General features: G+C 60.9%; 19 protein-coding genes. 12 read left to right on the forward strand and 7 right to left on the reverse strand.

Annotation, left to right across the window (positions count from 1 at the left end; genetic code table 11):
- Positions 1–108: 108 nt before the first annotated feature.
- The 6 genes from B9Z50_RS03075 (at position 109) to B9Z50_RS03100 (ending at position 5,952) form a co-directional block, all read left to right on the forward strand.
- On the forward strand, positions 109–1,320 hold the full coding sequence (locus tag B9Z50_RS03075) for a M20 aminoacylase family protein (RefSeq protein ID WP_108362169.1): 1,212 nt from the start codon (positions 109–111) through the stop codon (positions 1,318–1,320).
- Between the two features lie 12 nt (positions 1,321–1,332).
- Positions 1,333–2,421, forward strand: a complete 1,089-nt coding sequence (locus B9Z50_RS03080) for a M14 family metallopeptidase (protein WP_108362170.1) — start codon at positions 1,333–1,335, stop codon at positions 2,419–2,421.
- Positions 2,418–3,377, forward strand: a complete 960-nt coding sequence (locus B9Z50_RS03085) for a complex I NDUFA9 subunit family protein (protein ID WP_108362171.1) — start codon at positions 2,418–2,420, stop codon at positions 3,375–3,377. The genes B9Z50_RS03080 and B9Z50_RS03085 overlap by 4 nt, the downstream gene beginning before the upstream one ends.
- 333 nt (positions 3,378–3,710) lie before the next feature.
- Positions 3,711–4,394 carry a glutathione S-transferase family protein gene (locus B9Z50_RS03090; RefSeq protein WP_108362172.1) on the forward strand — a complete coding sequence of 228 codons (684 nt, stop codon included), beginning with the start codon at positions 3,711–3,713 and terminating at the stop codon, positions 4,392–4,394.
- Positions 4,395–4,408: 14 nt separating this feature from the next.
- Positions 4,409–5,671: a multifunctional CCA addition/repair protein gene (locus B9Z50_RS03095; protein WP_108362173.1), complete on the forward strand. Its 1,263-nt coding sequence runs from the start codon at positions 4,409–4,411 to the stop codon at positions 5,669–5,671.
- Positions 5,668–5,952, forward strand: coding sequence for a hypothetical protein (locus B9Z50_RS03100; RefSeq protein WP_108362174.1), 285 nt, complete (start codon positions 5,668–5,670; stop codon positions 5,950–5,952). Before B9Z50_RS03095 ends, B9Z50_RS03100 begins: the two co-directional genes overlap by 4 nt.
- A gap of 46 nt (positions 5,953–5,998) precedes the next feature.
- Here the strand turns inward: B9Z50_RS03100 and trxC are convergent, their stop codons facing one another.
- The 5 genes from trxC to B9Z50_RS03125 all read right to left on the reverse strand — a co-directional run bounded on the left by trxC (position 5,999) and on the right by B9Z50_RS03125 (position 8,723).
- Entirely contained in the window at positions 5,999–6,445 is a 447-nt protein-coding gene (gene trxC, locus B9Z50_RS03105; protein WP_108362175.1) for a thioredoxin TrxC, read from the reverse strand.
- A gap of 95 nt (positions 6,446–6,540) precedes the next feature.
- Positions 6,541–6,801 carry a translation initiation factor IF-1 gene (infA, locus tag B9Z50_RS03110; RefSeq protein ID WP_019426546.1) on the reverse strand — a complete coding sequence of 87 codons (261 nt, stop codon included), beginning with the start codon at positions 6,799–6,801 and terminating at the stop codon, positions 6,541–6,543.
- Between the two features lie 14 nt (positions 6,802–6,815).
- Positions 6,816–7,031, reverse strand: coding sequence for a hypothetical protein (locus tag B9Z50_RS03115; RefSeq protein ID WP_228763367.1), 216 nt, complete (start codon positions 7,029–7,031; stop codon positions 6,816–6,818).
- 375 nt (positions 7,032–7,406) lie between these two features.
- The gene (locus B9Z50_RS03120; RefSeq protein WP_108362176.1) at positions 7,407–7,601 is read right to left on the reverse strand and encodes a DUF2905 domain-containing protein; all 195 of its coding nucleotides are present in this window, start codon (positions 7,599–7,601) and stop codon (positions 7,407–7,409) included.
- A gap of 18 nt (positions 7,602–7,619) precedes the next feature.
- Positions 7,620–8,723: a class I SAM-dependent methyltransferase gene (locus B9Z50_RS03125; protein ID WP_108362177.1), complete on the reverse strand. Its 1,104-nt coding sequence runs from the start codon at positions 8,721–8,723 to the stop codon at positions 7,620–7,622.
- Positions 8,724–8,950: 227 nt separating this feature from the next.
- Here B9Z50_RS03125 and B9Z50_RS03130 point away from each other — a divergent pair, with 227 nt between their 5' ends.
- The 6 genes from B9Z50_RS03130 to B9Z50_RS03155 are packed head-to-tail and all read left to right on the forward strand — an operon-like array spanning position 8,951 to position 12,745.
- Entirely contained in the window at positions 8,951–9,724 is a 774-nt protein-coding gene (locus B9Z50_RS03130; protein WP_108362178.1) for an SDR family oxidoreductase, read from the forward strand.
- A complete protein-coding gene (locus B9Z50_RS03135) occupies positions 9,721–10,116 on the forward strand; it encodes a dihydroneopterin aldolase (protein WP_108362179.1) in 396 nt (131 codons plus the stop codon). The genes B9Z50_RS03130 and B9Z50_RS03135 overlap by 4 nt, the downstream gene beginning before the upstream one ends.
- Positions 10,113–10,484: a dihydroneopterin aldolase gene (locus B9Z50_RS03140; RefSeq protein ID WP_100173549.1), complete on the forward strand. Its 372-nt coding sequence runs from the start codon at positions 10,113–10,115 to the stop codon at positions 10,482–10,484. Before B9Z50_RS03135 ends, B9Z50_RS03140 begins: the two co-directional genes overlap by 4 nt.
- 5 nt (positions 10,485–10,489) lie before the next feature.
- Complete coding sequence (gene ttcA, locus B9Z50_RS03145; RefSeq protein WP_108362543.1) at positions 10,490–11,428, forward strand: tRNA 2-thiocytidine(32) synthetase TtcA; 939 nt, start codon at positions 10,490–10,492, stop codon at positions 11,426–11,428.
- A gap of 18 nt (positions 11,429–11,446) precedes the next feature.
- On the forward strand, positions 11,447–12,088 hold the full coding sequence (locus B9Z50_RS03150) for a DUF4136 domain-containing protein (RefSeq protein WP_108362180.1): 642 nt from the start codon (positions 11,447–11,449) through the stop codon (positions 12,086–12,088).
- A 12-nt stretch (positions 12,089–12,100) separates the two neighbouring features.
- Entirely contained in the window at positions 12,101–12,745 is a 645-nt protein-coding gene (locus tag B9Z50_RS03155; protein WP_108362181.1) for a histidine phosphatase family protein, read from the forward strand.
- Here B9Z50_RS03155 and htpX read toward each other — a convergent pair.
- Positions 12,740–13,615 (reverse strand): protease HtpX, encoded by an 876-nt coding sequence (gene htpX / locus B9Z50_RS03160; protein WP_108362544.1) that lies wholly within the window; start codon positions 13,613–13,615, stop codon positions 12,740–12,742. The two genes, B9Z50_RS03155 and htpX, sit on opposite strands and share 6 nt — an antisense overlap.
- A gap of 69 nt (positions 13,616–13,684) precedes the next feature.
- The gene (locus tag B9Z50_RS03165) at positions 13,685–14,461 is read right to left on the reverse strand and encodes a DUF3025 domain-containing protein (RefSeq protein ID WP_108362545.1); all 777 of its coding nucleotides are present in this window, start codon (positions 14,459–14,461) and stop codon (positions 13,685–13,687) included.
- Positions 14,462–14,471 lie beyond the last annotated feature (10 nt).

Genomic DNA, 14,471 nt, shown 5'->3' on the forward strand with positions numbered 1-14,471 from the left:
ATGTTCAGTTGATTGTGGCTCAAACCTGTGCCTTGGCGTGGGCTCTGTTTGTCCCCCAGGTGCACAGGGGTGTTGGCAATCCCCTTCAAGTGTGGCTAGACTGTAACCATGAAAATCCTCGACTCCATCCTCACCGACGCGGCCAGCATTGCGGCCATTCGCAAAGACATTCACGCCCACCCCGAGCTGTGCTTTCAAGAAGTGCGTACGGCCGATGTGGTCGCCCAGCAGCTGACCGACTGGGGCATCCCCATCCACCGCGGCATGGGCACCACCGGGGTGGTGGGCATCGTGCACGGGCGTGACGGCGGCGCTTGCGGGCGCGGCATTGGTCTGCGCGCCGACATCGACGCCCTGCCCATGCAGGAGTTCAACACTTTCGCCCACGCCAGCAAGCACCAAGGCAAGATGCACGCCTGCGGCCATGACGGCCACACGGCCATGCTGCTGGCTGCCGCTAAGCATTTCTCGAAGCACCGCGACTTTGACGGCACGGTGTACCTGATCTTCCAACCGGCCGAAGAGGGCGGCGGCGGTGCCCGCGAGATGATGAAGGATGGCCTGTTCGACAAGTTCCCCATGCAGGCCGTGTTTGGCATGCACAACTGGCCCGGCGCGCCTGTCGGCACCTTTGCTGTCAGCCCCGGCCCGGTCATGGCGTCGAGCAACGAATTCAAGATCACCATCCGCGGCAAGGGCAGCCACGCCGCACTGCCCCACAACGGCATCGACCCGGTGCCAATTGCTTGCCAGATGGTGCAAGGTTTCCAGACCATCATCACCCGCAACAAAAAGCCGGTGGATGCGGGCGTGATCTCGGTCACCATGATCCACGCGGGCGAAGCCACCAATGTGGTGCCCGATTTTTGCGAACTGCAGGGCACGGTGCGCACTTTCAGCATCGAAGTGCTCGACCTGATCGAGGCCCGCATGAAACTGGTGGCCGAGTCAATCTGCACCGCTTTTGGTGCGCAATGCGAATTCGAGTTCGAGCGCAACTACCCCCCCACCATCAACAGCCCCTTGGAGGCGGATTTCGCCCGCCAGGTGATGAACGGCATCGTGGGTGCGGAGCAAGTTCTGCACCAAGAGCCCACCATGGGCGCAGAAGACTTCTCGTACATGCTGCAGGCCAAGCCGGGCGCTTATGTGTTCATCAGCAACGGCGATGGCGCGCACCGAGAAATGGGCCACGGCGGCGGCCCCTGCACCCTGCACAACCCGAGCTACGACTTCAACGACGACCTGATCCCGTTGGGCGGCACCTATTGGGTGGAATTGGCCACGCAGTGGCTGGCCAAGCCCACTCAAACCGCCTGACAGGACAAGTGCATGACCGATACCCCAAGTAGCTTCTCCCAAAGCTACGCGCAGGCCCGTGAAAAATTCTTGAACGCTGCCCACACCGCAGGCCTGCAGGTGGACTCCAACATCCACCCCCTGCCCGGTCGGGACAGTGAAACTTTGGCCATGGACGTGGTGCTGGACGGCGCACCCGATGCCAACGCTTTGCTGGTCATCAGCAGCGCTTGCCATGGTGTGGAAGGTTATTGCGGCTCCGGTGTGCAAGTCCATGCGCTGCACAACACCGGCTGGCGCGAAGCTGCCCGTGCAAGGGGTGTTGCGGTGCTTTACATCCACGCCCTCAACCCGCACGGGTTTTCTCACATGCGGCGCGTGACCCACGAAAACGTGGACATCAACCGCAACTTCCAAGACTTCTCTAAGCCCCTTCCCGACAACCCGGCCTACCGCGAAATCCACCCCCTGCTGCTGCCCGAAGTTTGGCCACCAGATGCCGCCAATGCAACGGCCACAGCACGGTACATCGCCGAACGCGGCATGAAAACTTACCAAGCGGCCGTGTCCAAGGGTCAGCATGAGTTTCCGGATGGCTTGTTTTTTGGGGGCCAAGCGCCCACTTGGAGCAACCTCACTTTGCGATCGGTGCTGAAAAAATACGGCCAGCGCTGCCAAAAAATGGCCTGGATCGACTTGCACACAGGTCTGGGACCCAGTGGCATGGGCGAGCGCATCTTTGCTTGCGCCGACGACGAAGCGGCCTTTGCCCGCGCCAAAGCCTGGTGGGGTCAAGGCATCACCTCGATTTATGACGGATCTTCCAGCTCCCCCATGCTCACGGGGCTCATGTGGATGGCGGCTTACCAGGAATGCCAGCAAGCGCAATACACCGGTATTGCCCTTGAATACGGCACGCAACCGCCTGAACAAGTCATCCACGCCCTGCGCGGTGACCATTGGCTGCACCTGCACCCCAAGGCCCCCGAACCACTGCGCCAACACATCAAGCAAGCGCTGATGGAGGCTTTCTATGTCGACACAGACGCGTGGCGCAGCCAGATCATTGAGCAAGCCATGGACGCCATGCACCAGGCCGTCAGTGGATTGAGCGCAGCATGAGTACCCCGCGTGTTCTGGTCTTGGGTGGCAGCGGCTTTGTCGGCCGCCACGTGTGCGAGCAACTGACCCGTTTGGGCTGGCACATCACCGTGCCCACGCGCCGCGCCGTGAATGCGGCCAGCGTGCAGAGCCTGCCCGGGCTGACGGTGATAGAGGCCTCTGTTCATCAACCTGCCGATCTCGCCCGGCTGATGCCGGGGCACGACGCGGTGGTGAACCTGGTGGCCGTGTTGCATGGCAACGAAGATCGCTTTGAAAACGTGCACGTGGATTTGCCCGGAAAGATTGCCAGCGCCATGAAAAAAGCGGGCGTGCAACGCTTGGTGCACGTCAGCGCTCTGGGCGCCGACCCACAAGGCCCCTCGATGTACCAGCGCAGCAAGGCGCGGGGCGAGACGGTTTTGCACAATGCTGGCCTGCAGTTGACGGTGTTGCGCCCCAGCGTGATTTTTGGTGCCGAAGACAAGTTCCTCAACCTGTTTGCCGACCTGCAGGCCGTGGCGCCCTTCATGCCACTGGCGGGCAGCGGCACCCGTTTTGCGCCCGTGTGGGTGGCCGATGTGGCCCGCGCTGTGGCGGTCTGCCTGCAAAAACCGGACACCATCGGCCAGACTTACGAGCTGTGCGGCCCGGATGTGTTGACACTGGGCGAGCTGGTCCAACGAGCCGGTCAGTGGGCGGGCGTGAACCACGGCAGAGGCCGCCCGGTGATCGGCTTGCCCATGTGGATGGGCTGGCTGCAAGCTGCAGCCATGGAGTTGGCCCCGGGCGAGCCACTCATGAGTCGGGACAACCTGGCATCGATGAAGGTGGACAACGTGGCCACGGGCCAGCTGCCCGGTCTGGCGGCGCTGGGCATCGCTGCAGCCTCTGCTGCGGGCGTGGCACCGACCTACCTGGGCCACCGCGGTCCACGCAGCAAGTTGAACCGCTGGCGTGCGGGGGCTGGGCGCTGAGTTCTGGCCTTGCCTTCGCGGTGCGTTCTTGAGAGGTTTTTGTGCTGGTCGTTTGAGCTTTGGTGGTCTCAGCTGAGGGTGTGTGAGGGGATGCGGCGGGTTCCTTATGACGGGGTACCGTGAATCGTCACCCGCCGCATCCCCTCACACACCTTGGGTGATCGACCCTTACAACTCCTTTCCCTGCCTTGCCCTGCCTTACCCGGTCTTGCCCAGCCTTGCCCGGCCTTGCCTCTTCCCTCCCCTTACTTGTTACCAACACTTTGCCGGTATCTGGTCGTGTTTCCTGACCTTGGCCGTTAACATGCAGGGTCTGATTTCCGGGAGAAAACAATGATCCAGCTCTACATCGCCAACAAAAACTATTCGTCCTGGTCTATGCGCCCTTGGGTGCTGCTGCGCCAAGCGGGCATCGACTTTGAAGAGATCTATGTGCGCTTTGACAGCTTCGCGCCCGATTCGCAGTTCAAGGCCGCGCTCAAAGACGTCAACCCGGTGGGCAAGGTGCCCGTGCTGGTGCACGATGGCCTGGCCGTGTGGGACACACTGGCGATTGCCGAATACGTGGCCGAGCAGTTTCCCGACAGACAAGTCTGGCCGCAAGACCGCGCCGCCCGGGCTCGCGCGCGAAGCGTCTGCGCCGAAATGCACAGCGGCTTTTCGGGTCTGCGCAGCGCCTGCCCGATGAACATCGAGGCGCACCTGCCTGAAATTGGCGCATTGGCCCTGCGCGACAAACCCGCCGTACGCGCAGACCTGGCACGCATCTGCAGCCTCTGGAGTGGTCTGCTGCAAGAACACGGCGGCCCCATGCTGTTTGGCCAATTCACAGTCGCCGACGCCTACTTTGCCCCAGTGGTCATGCGCCTGAAAACCTACGCCCTGCCGGTGCCGTCGGATGTGGCCGCTTACATGGACCGCGTGTGCGCCCTGCCCGGCGTCAAAGCCTGGATCGATGAGGCGCTGGCCGAGCAGGACTTCATCGACTTCGAAGAGCCTTTCCGGATGGCTCGCTGAAGGCAGACACGGACATGCAGGTTTTTGTCGTCGGCGGTGCGGTGCGTGATGCTTTGATGGGCCTGCCCGTCAACGACCGCGACTGGGTGGTGGTGGGCAGCACGCCCGAGGCCATGACCGCGCAGAGCTTTGTACCAGTAGGCAAGGACTTTCCGGTGTTTTTGCACCCGCAGACCCGCGAGGAATACGCACTGGCCCGCACTGAGCGCAAGACAGCGCGGGGCTACAAAGGTTTTGCGGTGCAGGCCGCGCCCGACGTCACGCTCGAAGAAGACCTGGCCCGGCGCGACCTCACGGTCAACGCCATGGCCGTGCCCGAGGCGCTGGCGCACAAAGCCCCCAGCGCCTGGACAGGCAAGATCGTTGACCCATACGGTGGCCAGCGTGACCTGCAAGCCAAGGTGCTGCGCCACGTGACCGAGGCCTTTGCCGAAGACCCGGTGCGCATCCTGCGGCTGGCACGCTTTGCTGCGCGTTTTTCCGACTTCTCTGTAGCCGATGAAACGATGGCCTTGATGCGCCAGATGGTCGAGGACGGCGAGGTGGACCACTTGGTGCCCGAACGCGTCTGGCAAGAGTTGGTCAAAGGCATGATGAGCGATCGGCCCTCTCGCATGTTCGAGGTACTGCGCACATGCGGCGCCCTGAAGGTGCTGCTGCCCGAAATGGACCGTTTGTGGGGCGTGCCCCAGCGCCCGGAATACCACCCCGAAATCGACACGGGCGTGCACATGATGCTGGTGATGGACATGGCTGCACGCTTGAACATGCCGCTGTCGGTGCGTATGGCCTGCCTGATGCACGACCTGGGCAAAGGCACCACACCTGCCGACGTGCTGCCACGCCACCTCGGCCACGAAGGGCGCAGCGTCAAATTGCTGCAAAAAGTGTGTGAGCGCCTGCGCGTGCCGACCGACTGCAAGGAACTGGCCGAGGTGGTGGCACGTGAACACGGCAACATCCACCGCAGCGCCGAGCTCGGGCCAGAGGCCTTGATGCGTTTGCTCGACCGTTGCGACGCCATTCGCCAGCCAGAGCGCTTTGCGCGGGTGTTGCAAGCGTGTGAGTGCGATGCACGGGGACGGCTGGGGTTTGAAGAAGCGGCTTACCCGCAGGCTGGGCGCTTGTTGAAAGTCCAGCACCTTGTTTTGGGCGTCAAAACAGCCGAAATTGCTGCGTTGGCTCAGCAAGAAGGTTTGAAAGGTCAGGACATAGGCCAACGAATTTTTAAAGCCAGAGCTCGCGCCTTGGCAGACATAGATTCGAGCCCCTTATGAAATGGCTCGTTCGTGCCTGGCTCAGCGTCAACGTATTGGTGCTGGCGCAAGCCATACTGGCTCGAGAAACGCCCTCCAGTGGCGGTGAGTTGGCCATGCTGATGTATTTGCTGAATATGCCCTCATCCGTTTTGACAGGCATAGGCCTGAATACTTTGGGCACGGTCAACAACCCATCTCACGCTATCCACATGTTGTTGATTTGGATGCCATTTTTCACTCTGGGCGCCATTCAATGGCTATTGCTGGGATGGCTGATCCGAAAAATCTCAAGGTCGTAGTAACTCTCTCAGATCTGAGACCTCGCCGTCGGTCCTGAACACACCTTCAAAGATGCGAACGCGTCCAGTCGGCAATGTCTTGCGCGGTGCGAAATGCACCCGCCTGTCGGGCGACTTCTTTGCCGCCGACAAACAAGGCAAGTGTGGGGATGCTGCGGATGTTGAAGCGGGCGGCGATGGCCTGCGCTTCTTCGGTGTTGAGTTTGGCCACCCGCACTTGGGGCGCCAACAGGCCAGCGGCCTGCTCATAAGCCGGGGCCATCATCCGGCAAGGACCGCACCAAGGGGCCCAAAAATCGACCAACACCGGCGCATGGCTGCGGCCGATGTGTTTGTCAAAGCTGGCAGCATCCAGCTCCAGTGGGCGGCCGTCAAAAAGAGGTTTGTGGCACTGTCCACAATCGGGTGCATTGTGCAAATCATCCACACGCACGCGGTTGGTGGTGTGGCAATGCGGACAAACAATGTGCAAAGCGCTGGCTGAATCGGTCATGTAATCCCCTGTGTTTCAAAATCACTTGGGGGTCATGCTGCACGATTCAAGGCCCAATCGCCCTGATTCAGGTCAAGGCGAAGGGCCGGACAAACTCAGCGTGCAGGTGGGCGGCGCGGCGCCATGGGGGCACGACCCGCCAGGTGACGGAAGCTGATGCGGCCTTTGCTCAGGTCGTAAGGCGAGAGCTCAAGGGTCACACGGTCACCCGCCAAAATGCGGATGTGGTTCTTGCGCATCTTGCCAGCCGAATAAGCAATCAGTTGGTGGCCGTTGTCCAGGGTCACGCGAAAACGGGTGTCGGGCAACACCTCGTTGACAACGCCCATCAGTTCAATCAGTTCTTCTTTAGCCATTTAAAACGTCTTTCTCAAAGCAGGATCGGTTTTGTCGTCTGGCGCTCTACCCACAACAAGCCTTCATCGAGGGCGTATTGGCTGGCGGCGGCCGGGGTGGCGAATTCGGGCACAAACCGCATCACACGGTCGGTGCTGGCGCTGCCACGGCCACTGGCCACGGACACTTGCGCGCCAAATGCGCCATTGGGCAAAGCCCTGGAGCACGGCTGAATTCGGAATTTTCCCATGGAGATGGGTTGGTGTGAACAATATGAAATGGTCATGTATTTTAACGGAGGGGGTCGAACCGCTTTTTTCGGCCCTCTTGGGGGCTGTGCAGCGGCACGGGTCTTGGCATGTCCTGCTGCCAAAAAAGCGCCCCCATAAGCAGCCCTGAAGGCCTGCCCAACAACAGCACCGTGCAGAGGTGCGTTAAAAAAGGAAGCAAAAAATCGTCTGGGCCCAGCTTAGGAAAGCATGGCGGGCGATGTGCACAGTGGAGGACAAGACTGGCATCCCTCTGCCGGGATGCGCTATCGGCTCGGCTAGAGCGAGATGGGCATAAGTCGCCAATGGCGTGCTGCACTGTAACACGTTCGGCTAACAAGCCCTTAAAGCACGCCTCAGACCCAACGCGCAATGCCTGCCGCCACCATGCTCAGCAGCAAGGTGCTGGTGATGGGGATGAAAAACTCGCGGCCGAACAGGCGAAAGCGAAAATCTCCGGGCAGGCGGCCGATGCCAATTTTTTCAAGCCACTTTTGTAGGCCACTGAAAATGATCAGAGCGAGAAACACCACGATGAGCCAACGCAACATAGCTTGCCTGGGTGCCGTCTACAGGCGGTGAGAGCGGTCGCCCCGGGCAAAGCCCTGGGCAGACCAGTCGGTGGTGGTGGAAAACCCAATGACTTTGAACAACTCGCCCATTTCGTGCTCGTTGATCAGGCGCTGGGCCTGGCTGCGCTCGGCCAAACTGGCAGCGGCCATGCGCTCGGCCAACCCGAGGTTCAGCAAAAACCAGGCTTGGCTGGTGTAACCCAGCACATTCAAACCTGCGTTTTGCCCAGCCAAGGCCACGCCTGTGAAGTTGACGTGCGCAGTGATGTCTTTTTGGCCCACCGCCACCAAGGGGTTGTCGTCCGCTTGGTGCAGCTGGTGGCACATGACAGTGCCCATGTGGCGCTGCGGGTGAAAGTACTCGCCCTCGGGAAAGCCGTAATCCAGGAAAAACGCTGCTCCACCCCGCCCGGCCAGCAGCCGCTCGGCCAAACTGGTGATGAAGGCCTCGCCTTGGGGGTGAATTTCGGTCAGGTAATCGTGCTCACCCTCGATCTCGACAGGCGGGCGCCAATCGGTGATCCGGTCTTGCCAAGCAAAATCCTCACCGGCACTGACCACGCCGCGCTCGTGCCAGACGCCTTGTGTACGCTGCAGCAGCTGCACCGGCATGGCGTCCAACACCTCGTTGCCAACCACCACGCCCTCAATGGCCTCGGGCCAGGTGTCCAGCCAACGCACTTTGCCCGCGTGTTGGAGCAAGGTGTCGGCTTGGCGGGCGCGCAAGGTACCCGACAAATCAATGATGTTGTAACGCGCCACCGCGTCGCCCAAGCTGTCCAGCAATTGCAAGGCCAGTGCACCGGTGCCCGCGCCAAATTCCCAGACTTCATCTGTGCCTGTGGCCGCCAGGGCCTCTTGCAGCTGCACGGCGAGGGTTTGGCCAAACAGGGGGGACATGCCCGGTGCGGTGACAAAGTCACTGCCCGAGGATGGCATGGCGCCGAACTTTTGAAGGGCGTTGGTGTAGTACCCCAGGCCCGGCTCGTACAAGGCCATGGCCATGAAACGGTCAAAACCGATCCAGCCCCCTGCCCGGGCGATGGCCTGGTGGATAAGTGGGTTCAGCTCGGATGAGGGCTTGAGGTTCGACGTGGTCACGCGGCAATTGTCGCCGAAGGCGAGCAGGGGTTTGCCGGGGCACCGGGATCGGCATTCATGGCTTGGCCGATAATTGATGGTTGGCTTGAACGGCTGTCATGCCGGACTTGATCCTGCATCCGGGGTTGCGCAAATATGGACCCCGGATCAAGTCCGGTGTGACAAGCTTCCTGAACCCAACTTTCCTGACAATCCATCATCGCTCTAACCACAAGCTGCTCACATTCATGAAACAAGTTCTGGTCACCGGAGGCGCTCACCGCCTGGGCGCAGAGATCGTTCGCCAATTTGCGGCGGCGGGCTGGCGCGTGTGGTGCCACTACCAACGCTCGGCTGCTGCGGCGCAGGCCCTGCAGGCCGAACTGCAGTCAAAGGGCGCCAAGATCGAACTGGTGCAAGCCGATCTGGCGCAAGGCTTGGAGGTCGAGCGCATGGTGAGCCACATCTCGCAAACCACCGGGCCGCTCGACTGCGTGGTGAACAACGCCTCGCTGTTCGAGCCGGACGAGGGCAGCGACATGGACTTGGCCGGTGCCCGCCTGCAACTCGAAGTGAATTTGATCGCCCCCATGACGTTGGCCTCCCTCATGGCCCAACAAGCCGCGCCCGAATCAAAGCCCGGCCAGCGCAGCGTGGTCCACATCCTGGACCAGAAGGTGTTCAACCTGAACCCGGATTATTTTTCCTACACCGTCTCCAAACTGGCGCTAGAGCGCGCTGTGGCTTTGCAAGCCCAAGCCCTGGCCCCATTGCGTGTGTGCGGCGTAGCCCCGGGCCTGATGTTTTTGAGCGGCCCGCAAACCCAAGAGAACTTTGACCGCAACAGCCGTGTGAACCTGCTGCGCGAGCCGATCGACCCGGCACAGGTGGCGGCCACCTGCCTGTTTTTGGCACAAAACCCCTGCATCACGGGCACCACGGTGTGTGTGGACAACGGCCAGCACCTGGTGCCTTTGGCACGCGACGTGATGTTTTTGGGTGAACCGAAAGACCCTGCATGAGCGAGCTGATGACCGACTTGGCGCTGAATTGCCGCCGCCTGTTTTTGCGCAACCACACGGTGGACGTGCGCATTGGTGCGCACGACTTTGAAAAGCTGGGCCCCCAGCGCATCGTCTTCAATGTGGAACTGTTCGTGCCCTACAGCGCGTCCACCCCCACACAAGACGATTTGGCCGAGGTGGTGGACTACGACTTCATCCGCGAGGTGATTGCGCGCCGGGTGGCCATTGGCCACATCGTGTTGCAAGAGACTTTGTGCGACGACCTGATGCGCGAGCTGATCGCGCACCCGCAGGTGCAGGCGGTGCGCCTGTCCAGCTGCAAACCCGATGTGTACCCGGACTGCGAAGCCGTCGGAGTCGAAATCTTCCAAATCAAACCCGCGCCATGAAAACCCCAGCCGGACACCAAACCCTGGAGCTGACCGGTTTGCGCTTTGACGCCAACCTCGGCATCCTGGAACACGAAAAAACCGACCCGCAACCGATTCAGGTGGATGCTGAATTGAACTTGGGCACGCAGCCCCTGCTGCCCAGCGACGACGACATCCACTCGGTGCTGGATTACCGCAAAGTGCGCAAGATCATCATCGATGAATGCACGGCTGAGCACATCAACCTGCTGGAAACATTGATCGGCAAACTCTCGAACCGCCTGATGCAGTTGCCCGGCGTGTTGGGCGTGCGCGTCAAGATTGCCAAACTTGAAATTTTTGAAGACTGCGAAGTGGCCATTCGCATGGAAACCGGACAGTGGTGAACATCATGAACACAGATACAGAAGCAGACAACGCCTGGGTACAAGCACAAGCCGAATCAGAGGCAGCCAAAGCCGTCAAGATCGAACGCGAAACCCACAAGCTCGAAAAACGCCTGTGCCGCCAGATGGGGCAAGCCATCAGTGACTTCAACCTGATCGAAGCGGGCGACCGCATCATGGTCTGCATGTCGGGCGGCAAAGACAGCTACGGCATGCTGGACATCTTGCTCAAGATGAAGGCCCGTGCCCCGGTGGACTTCGAGCTGGTCGCGGTCAACCTGGACCAAAAGCAACCTGGCTTTCCAGACCACATCCTGCCCGCTTACCTCAAAGAGCTGGGGGTGGAGTTCCACATCGAGACACAAGACACGTACTCGATCGTGAAAGACAAGATCCCCGAAGGCAAGACCATGTGCAGCCTGTGCTCGCGCCTGCGCCGGGGCATTTTGTACCGCGTAGCGCGTGAATTGAAGTGCAGCAAGTTGGCGCTCGGCCACCACCGCGACGACATGCTGCAGACCTTCTTTTTGAACATGTTTTTTGGCGGCAAGCTCAAAGGCATGCCCCCGAAGTTGGTGAGCGACAACGGCGAGTTCATGGTGATCCGCCCGCTGGCCTATGTGGCAGAGTCCGACCTGATCCGTTGGGCAGCGCACCGACAGTTCCCCATCATTCCGTGCACACTCTGTGGCAGCCAGGAAAACCTGCAGCGCCTGCAAGTGGGCAACATGCTGCGCGAGTGGCAAAAGAAGCACCCCGGCCGGATTGAAAACATGTTTGCCGCTTTGCAAAATGTGGTGCCCTCGCATTTGATGGACGCCAAGCTGCACGGCTTCAAGGATCTGAAAATCACGGGCGTCGAATCGGATGACGGCGACAAAGCCTTTGACGAGGAGGAGTTCAAGGAGCCCTCTTTGCCGGGCATTCAGGTCATCTCCATGTGAACCTCTTGGGAACAACGCATGCGCACAACAACTCAGCATCTCACGCGGTGGTTTTTGATGGCCTCGGCTGCACTGGCCTTGAGTTGGCTGTCGGGCTGCGCCTCGATGCGGCTGATCGACAGCGATGTGGTCTCGGTGGCGGCCGCGCCGCCCGGCATGAGTTTGCAAGGGGCCAAGTACCGTTTCGAGCGCCTGCCCTCGCAAGTGCACAACCCCGAAGCTGGTCTGGCCGAACAGCAAGCTCAGGCCGCCATGACGGCAGTGGGTTTGGTGCGAGACGATGCCGCAGCCAGCCTGAGCGTGATGGTGGGCTTTAGCGGCACGCAATACGAGGCCGACCCTTGGGGCCGCCCCCTCGGGCCGGGCTGGACACCTTACGGCAGCATCGCCATCGGTTCGGGTTTTGGTCGGAACTTGGGCTCGCACGTCGGACTGGGTGTGGGCATGCGCTTCCCGCCGCCCACACATTACCGGCGCGAAGTCAGCGTGGTCATGCGCGACTTGAAATCAGGCCAGGTGGTCTACGAAACCCGAGCCAGCCACGCCGGACCCTGGAGCGACAGCGTGCCGATCTTTGCCACCTTGTTCCAGGCTGCGTTGGCGAATTTCCCCAACCCACCCGCAGGCCCACGCCGGGTCAACATCGAATTGCCGCGCTGACTTCAGGAATTTATGGAACCGACACGAATTTTGGCGATACGCCACGGTGAGACCGCCTGGAATGTGGACACCCGACTGCAAGGCCACCTCGACATCCCACTCAACGAGGTGGGCCTGCGCCAAGCGCAGCACCTGGCCCAAGCACTGGCACATCGCGAAACCATCGATGCCATTTATGCGAGCGATCTGTCGCGTGCTCACACCACAGCACAAGCCATTGCGCAAGCCCTGGGTCTAACCGTAAAAATACATCCTGGTCTGAGAGAGCGGCACTTTGGCGCATTTCAGGGCCGCACGTATGCCGAAATCGAAGCTGAGCTGCCCGAACACGCCTGGCACTGGCGCAAACGTACGCCGGATTGGACGCCGCCGGAGGGTGGTGAGTCTTTGATCACCTTACGTGAACGGATTGTGGCCACCGTGGACGAGCTGGCCGCCCAACATCGTGGCCAACAAGTGGTGATGGTGGCCCACGGGGGCGTGCTGGACATTTTGTACCGAGCCGCCACCCACCTTGAGCTGCAAGCACCCCGCACCTGGCAGTTGACCAACACCTCTGTCAATCGCCTGCTGTGGACACCTCAAGGCCTGTCGCTGGTGGGTTGGGGTGACACCACCCACCTGGACACATTGGCCAAAGACGAGTCGTCTTTATAAGGCGCTGTTTTGCAGCGCGGCGATGCGCTGCTCGATGGGCGGGTGGGTGCTGAACAGCTGGCCGATGCCGCCAGCAATGCCCATGGCGGCCATGGTCTTGGGCAACTCGGCGGTGTGCACGCCGCCCAAGCGAGCCAAGGCGTTGATCATGGGCTGCTTGCGGCCCATCAGCTGCGCGGCGCTGGCATCGGCGCGGAACTCGCGCTGACGGCTGAACCAGGCCACGATGATGGCGGCAAGAAAGCCCAGCAAAATGTCCATCACGATGGTGGTCACGTAATAGCCAATGCCAGGGCCAGAGTTTTCGCTGTCGCCCTTGCGCAAGAAGCTGTCCACCGCATAACCCACCACGCGGGAGATGAAGACCACGAAGGTGTTCATGACACCCTGGATCAAGGTCATGGTGACCATGTCGCCGTTGGCGATGTGCGCCACTTCATGGGCCAACACGGCCTCGATTTCTTCGTGCGTCATGTTTTGCAGCAAACCGGTTGAGACGGCCACCAAGGCCGAGTCACGGAAAGCACCTGTGGCAAAGGCGTTGGGGTCGCCTTCAAAGATGCCCACTTCGGGCATGCCAATGCCCGCTTTGTCGGACAGTTTGCGCACTGTGTTCACAATCCAGGCTTCGTCGGCGTTGGCCGGTTGGTCAATGACTTTGACGCCCGAGGACATTTTGGCGATCCACTTGCTCATCAGCAAAGAAATGATGGCGCCGCCAAAGCCCATGATGAGCGCAAAACCGAGCAAAGCGCCCAGGTTCAGTCCGTTGGACGTCAAAAAGCGATTGACGCCCAGCAAGTTGGCGACGATGCCCAGCACGACCACAACGGCCAAGTTGGTCACCACAAAAAGAAAAATGCGTTTCATGTTGAGTTTCACTTTCACCCGAAAGACGCGGGCACGTTGGGACGGATATTAGGGCGTCAGAATCCAAAATCAAGCCGTGGGCATGATTTCCGGACTGGCGTACGGTTTTTCCGGCAGGCGTGGCGCTCTGCGGGGCCGGAACACGCTGGCATCGGCATAAAACGTCAAGTCTTCGTTGGCGTGCCACCAGCCCGGAACCCCCAGCAAGGGCAAGGGACTGAAGGGTTTGTGGGCCAATTTTTCGGGCGTGAGGTCCCGCGCCAGCCAAGCATCAAGGTCGGGCTGCGCCACATCTTGCGGCACACGCCACAGGTGCACCGTGATCGACTTGTAGGGCTGCACCGCTTTTTCGAGGGCCGCATGACCAAAAGCCCACAGCCGCGTGTGCGCCCACTCACTGCGCAACCCCCCAAAGGCATCCAACCAGCGGTGCTCGGTCAAGGCGGCCCACAACGCATCGGAGGGCTGGATCAGCAATGCGTTTTCATCGAAGACGGTGGCGGCGTCGCGCACCGGGCCCCGTACCTGGCCCACCCCAGCGCGGGCGATTTCGCGGGCCTGCAACTGGTTCAAGCGCTTTTTGGCCAACGGGAAATGCATCCAACACAGGGCGTTGAAGAAGTCGTGCAGGCCTTCGCGGGTGGGCACCTGGCCCATGGCAAAAATAAAGTCTTCGTAGGCCTGGCCTTCGGGCAAGTCGGCTTGCGGCACAAAGCGCACGGGGGCACGGCCCGCCGCATTCAAGGCCTCGGGCTGGGGCACGCCTGCCGCCACTTGCCGTGCGATGGACTCACCCACCCCTCGCCAGTCGGCCAACCAAGGCGCGGCCCAGTCGATGTCGGACACCCCCAAGCTG

The organism is Limnohabitans sp. Bal53 (genome assembly GCF_003063355.1).
In the GTDB taxonomy this organism is placed as follows: Bacteria; Pseudomonadota; Gammaproteobacteria; order Burkholderiales; family Burkholderiaceae_C; genus Limnohabitans_A.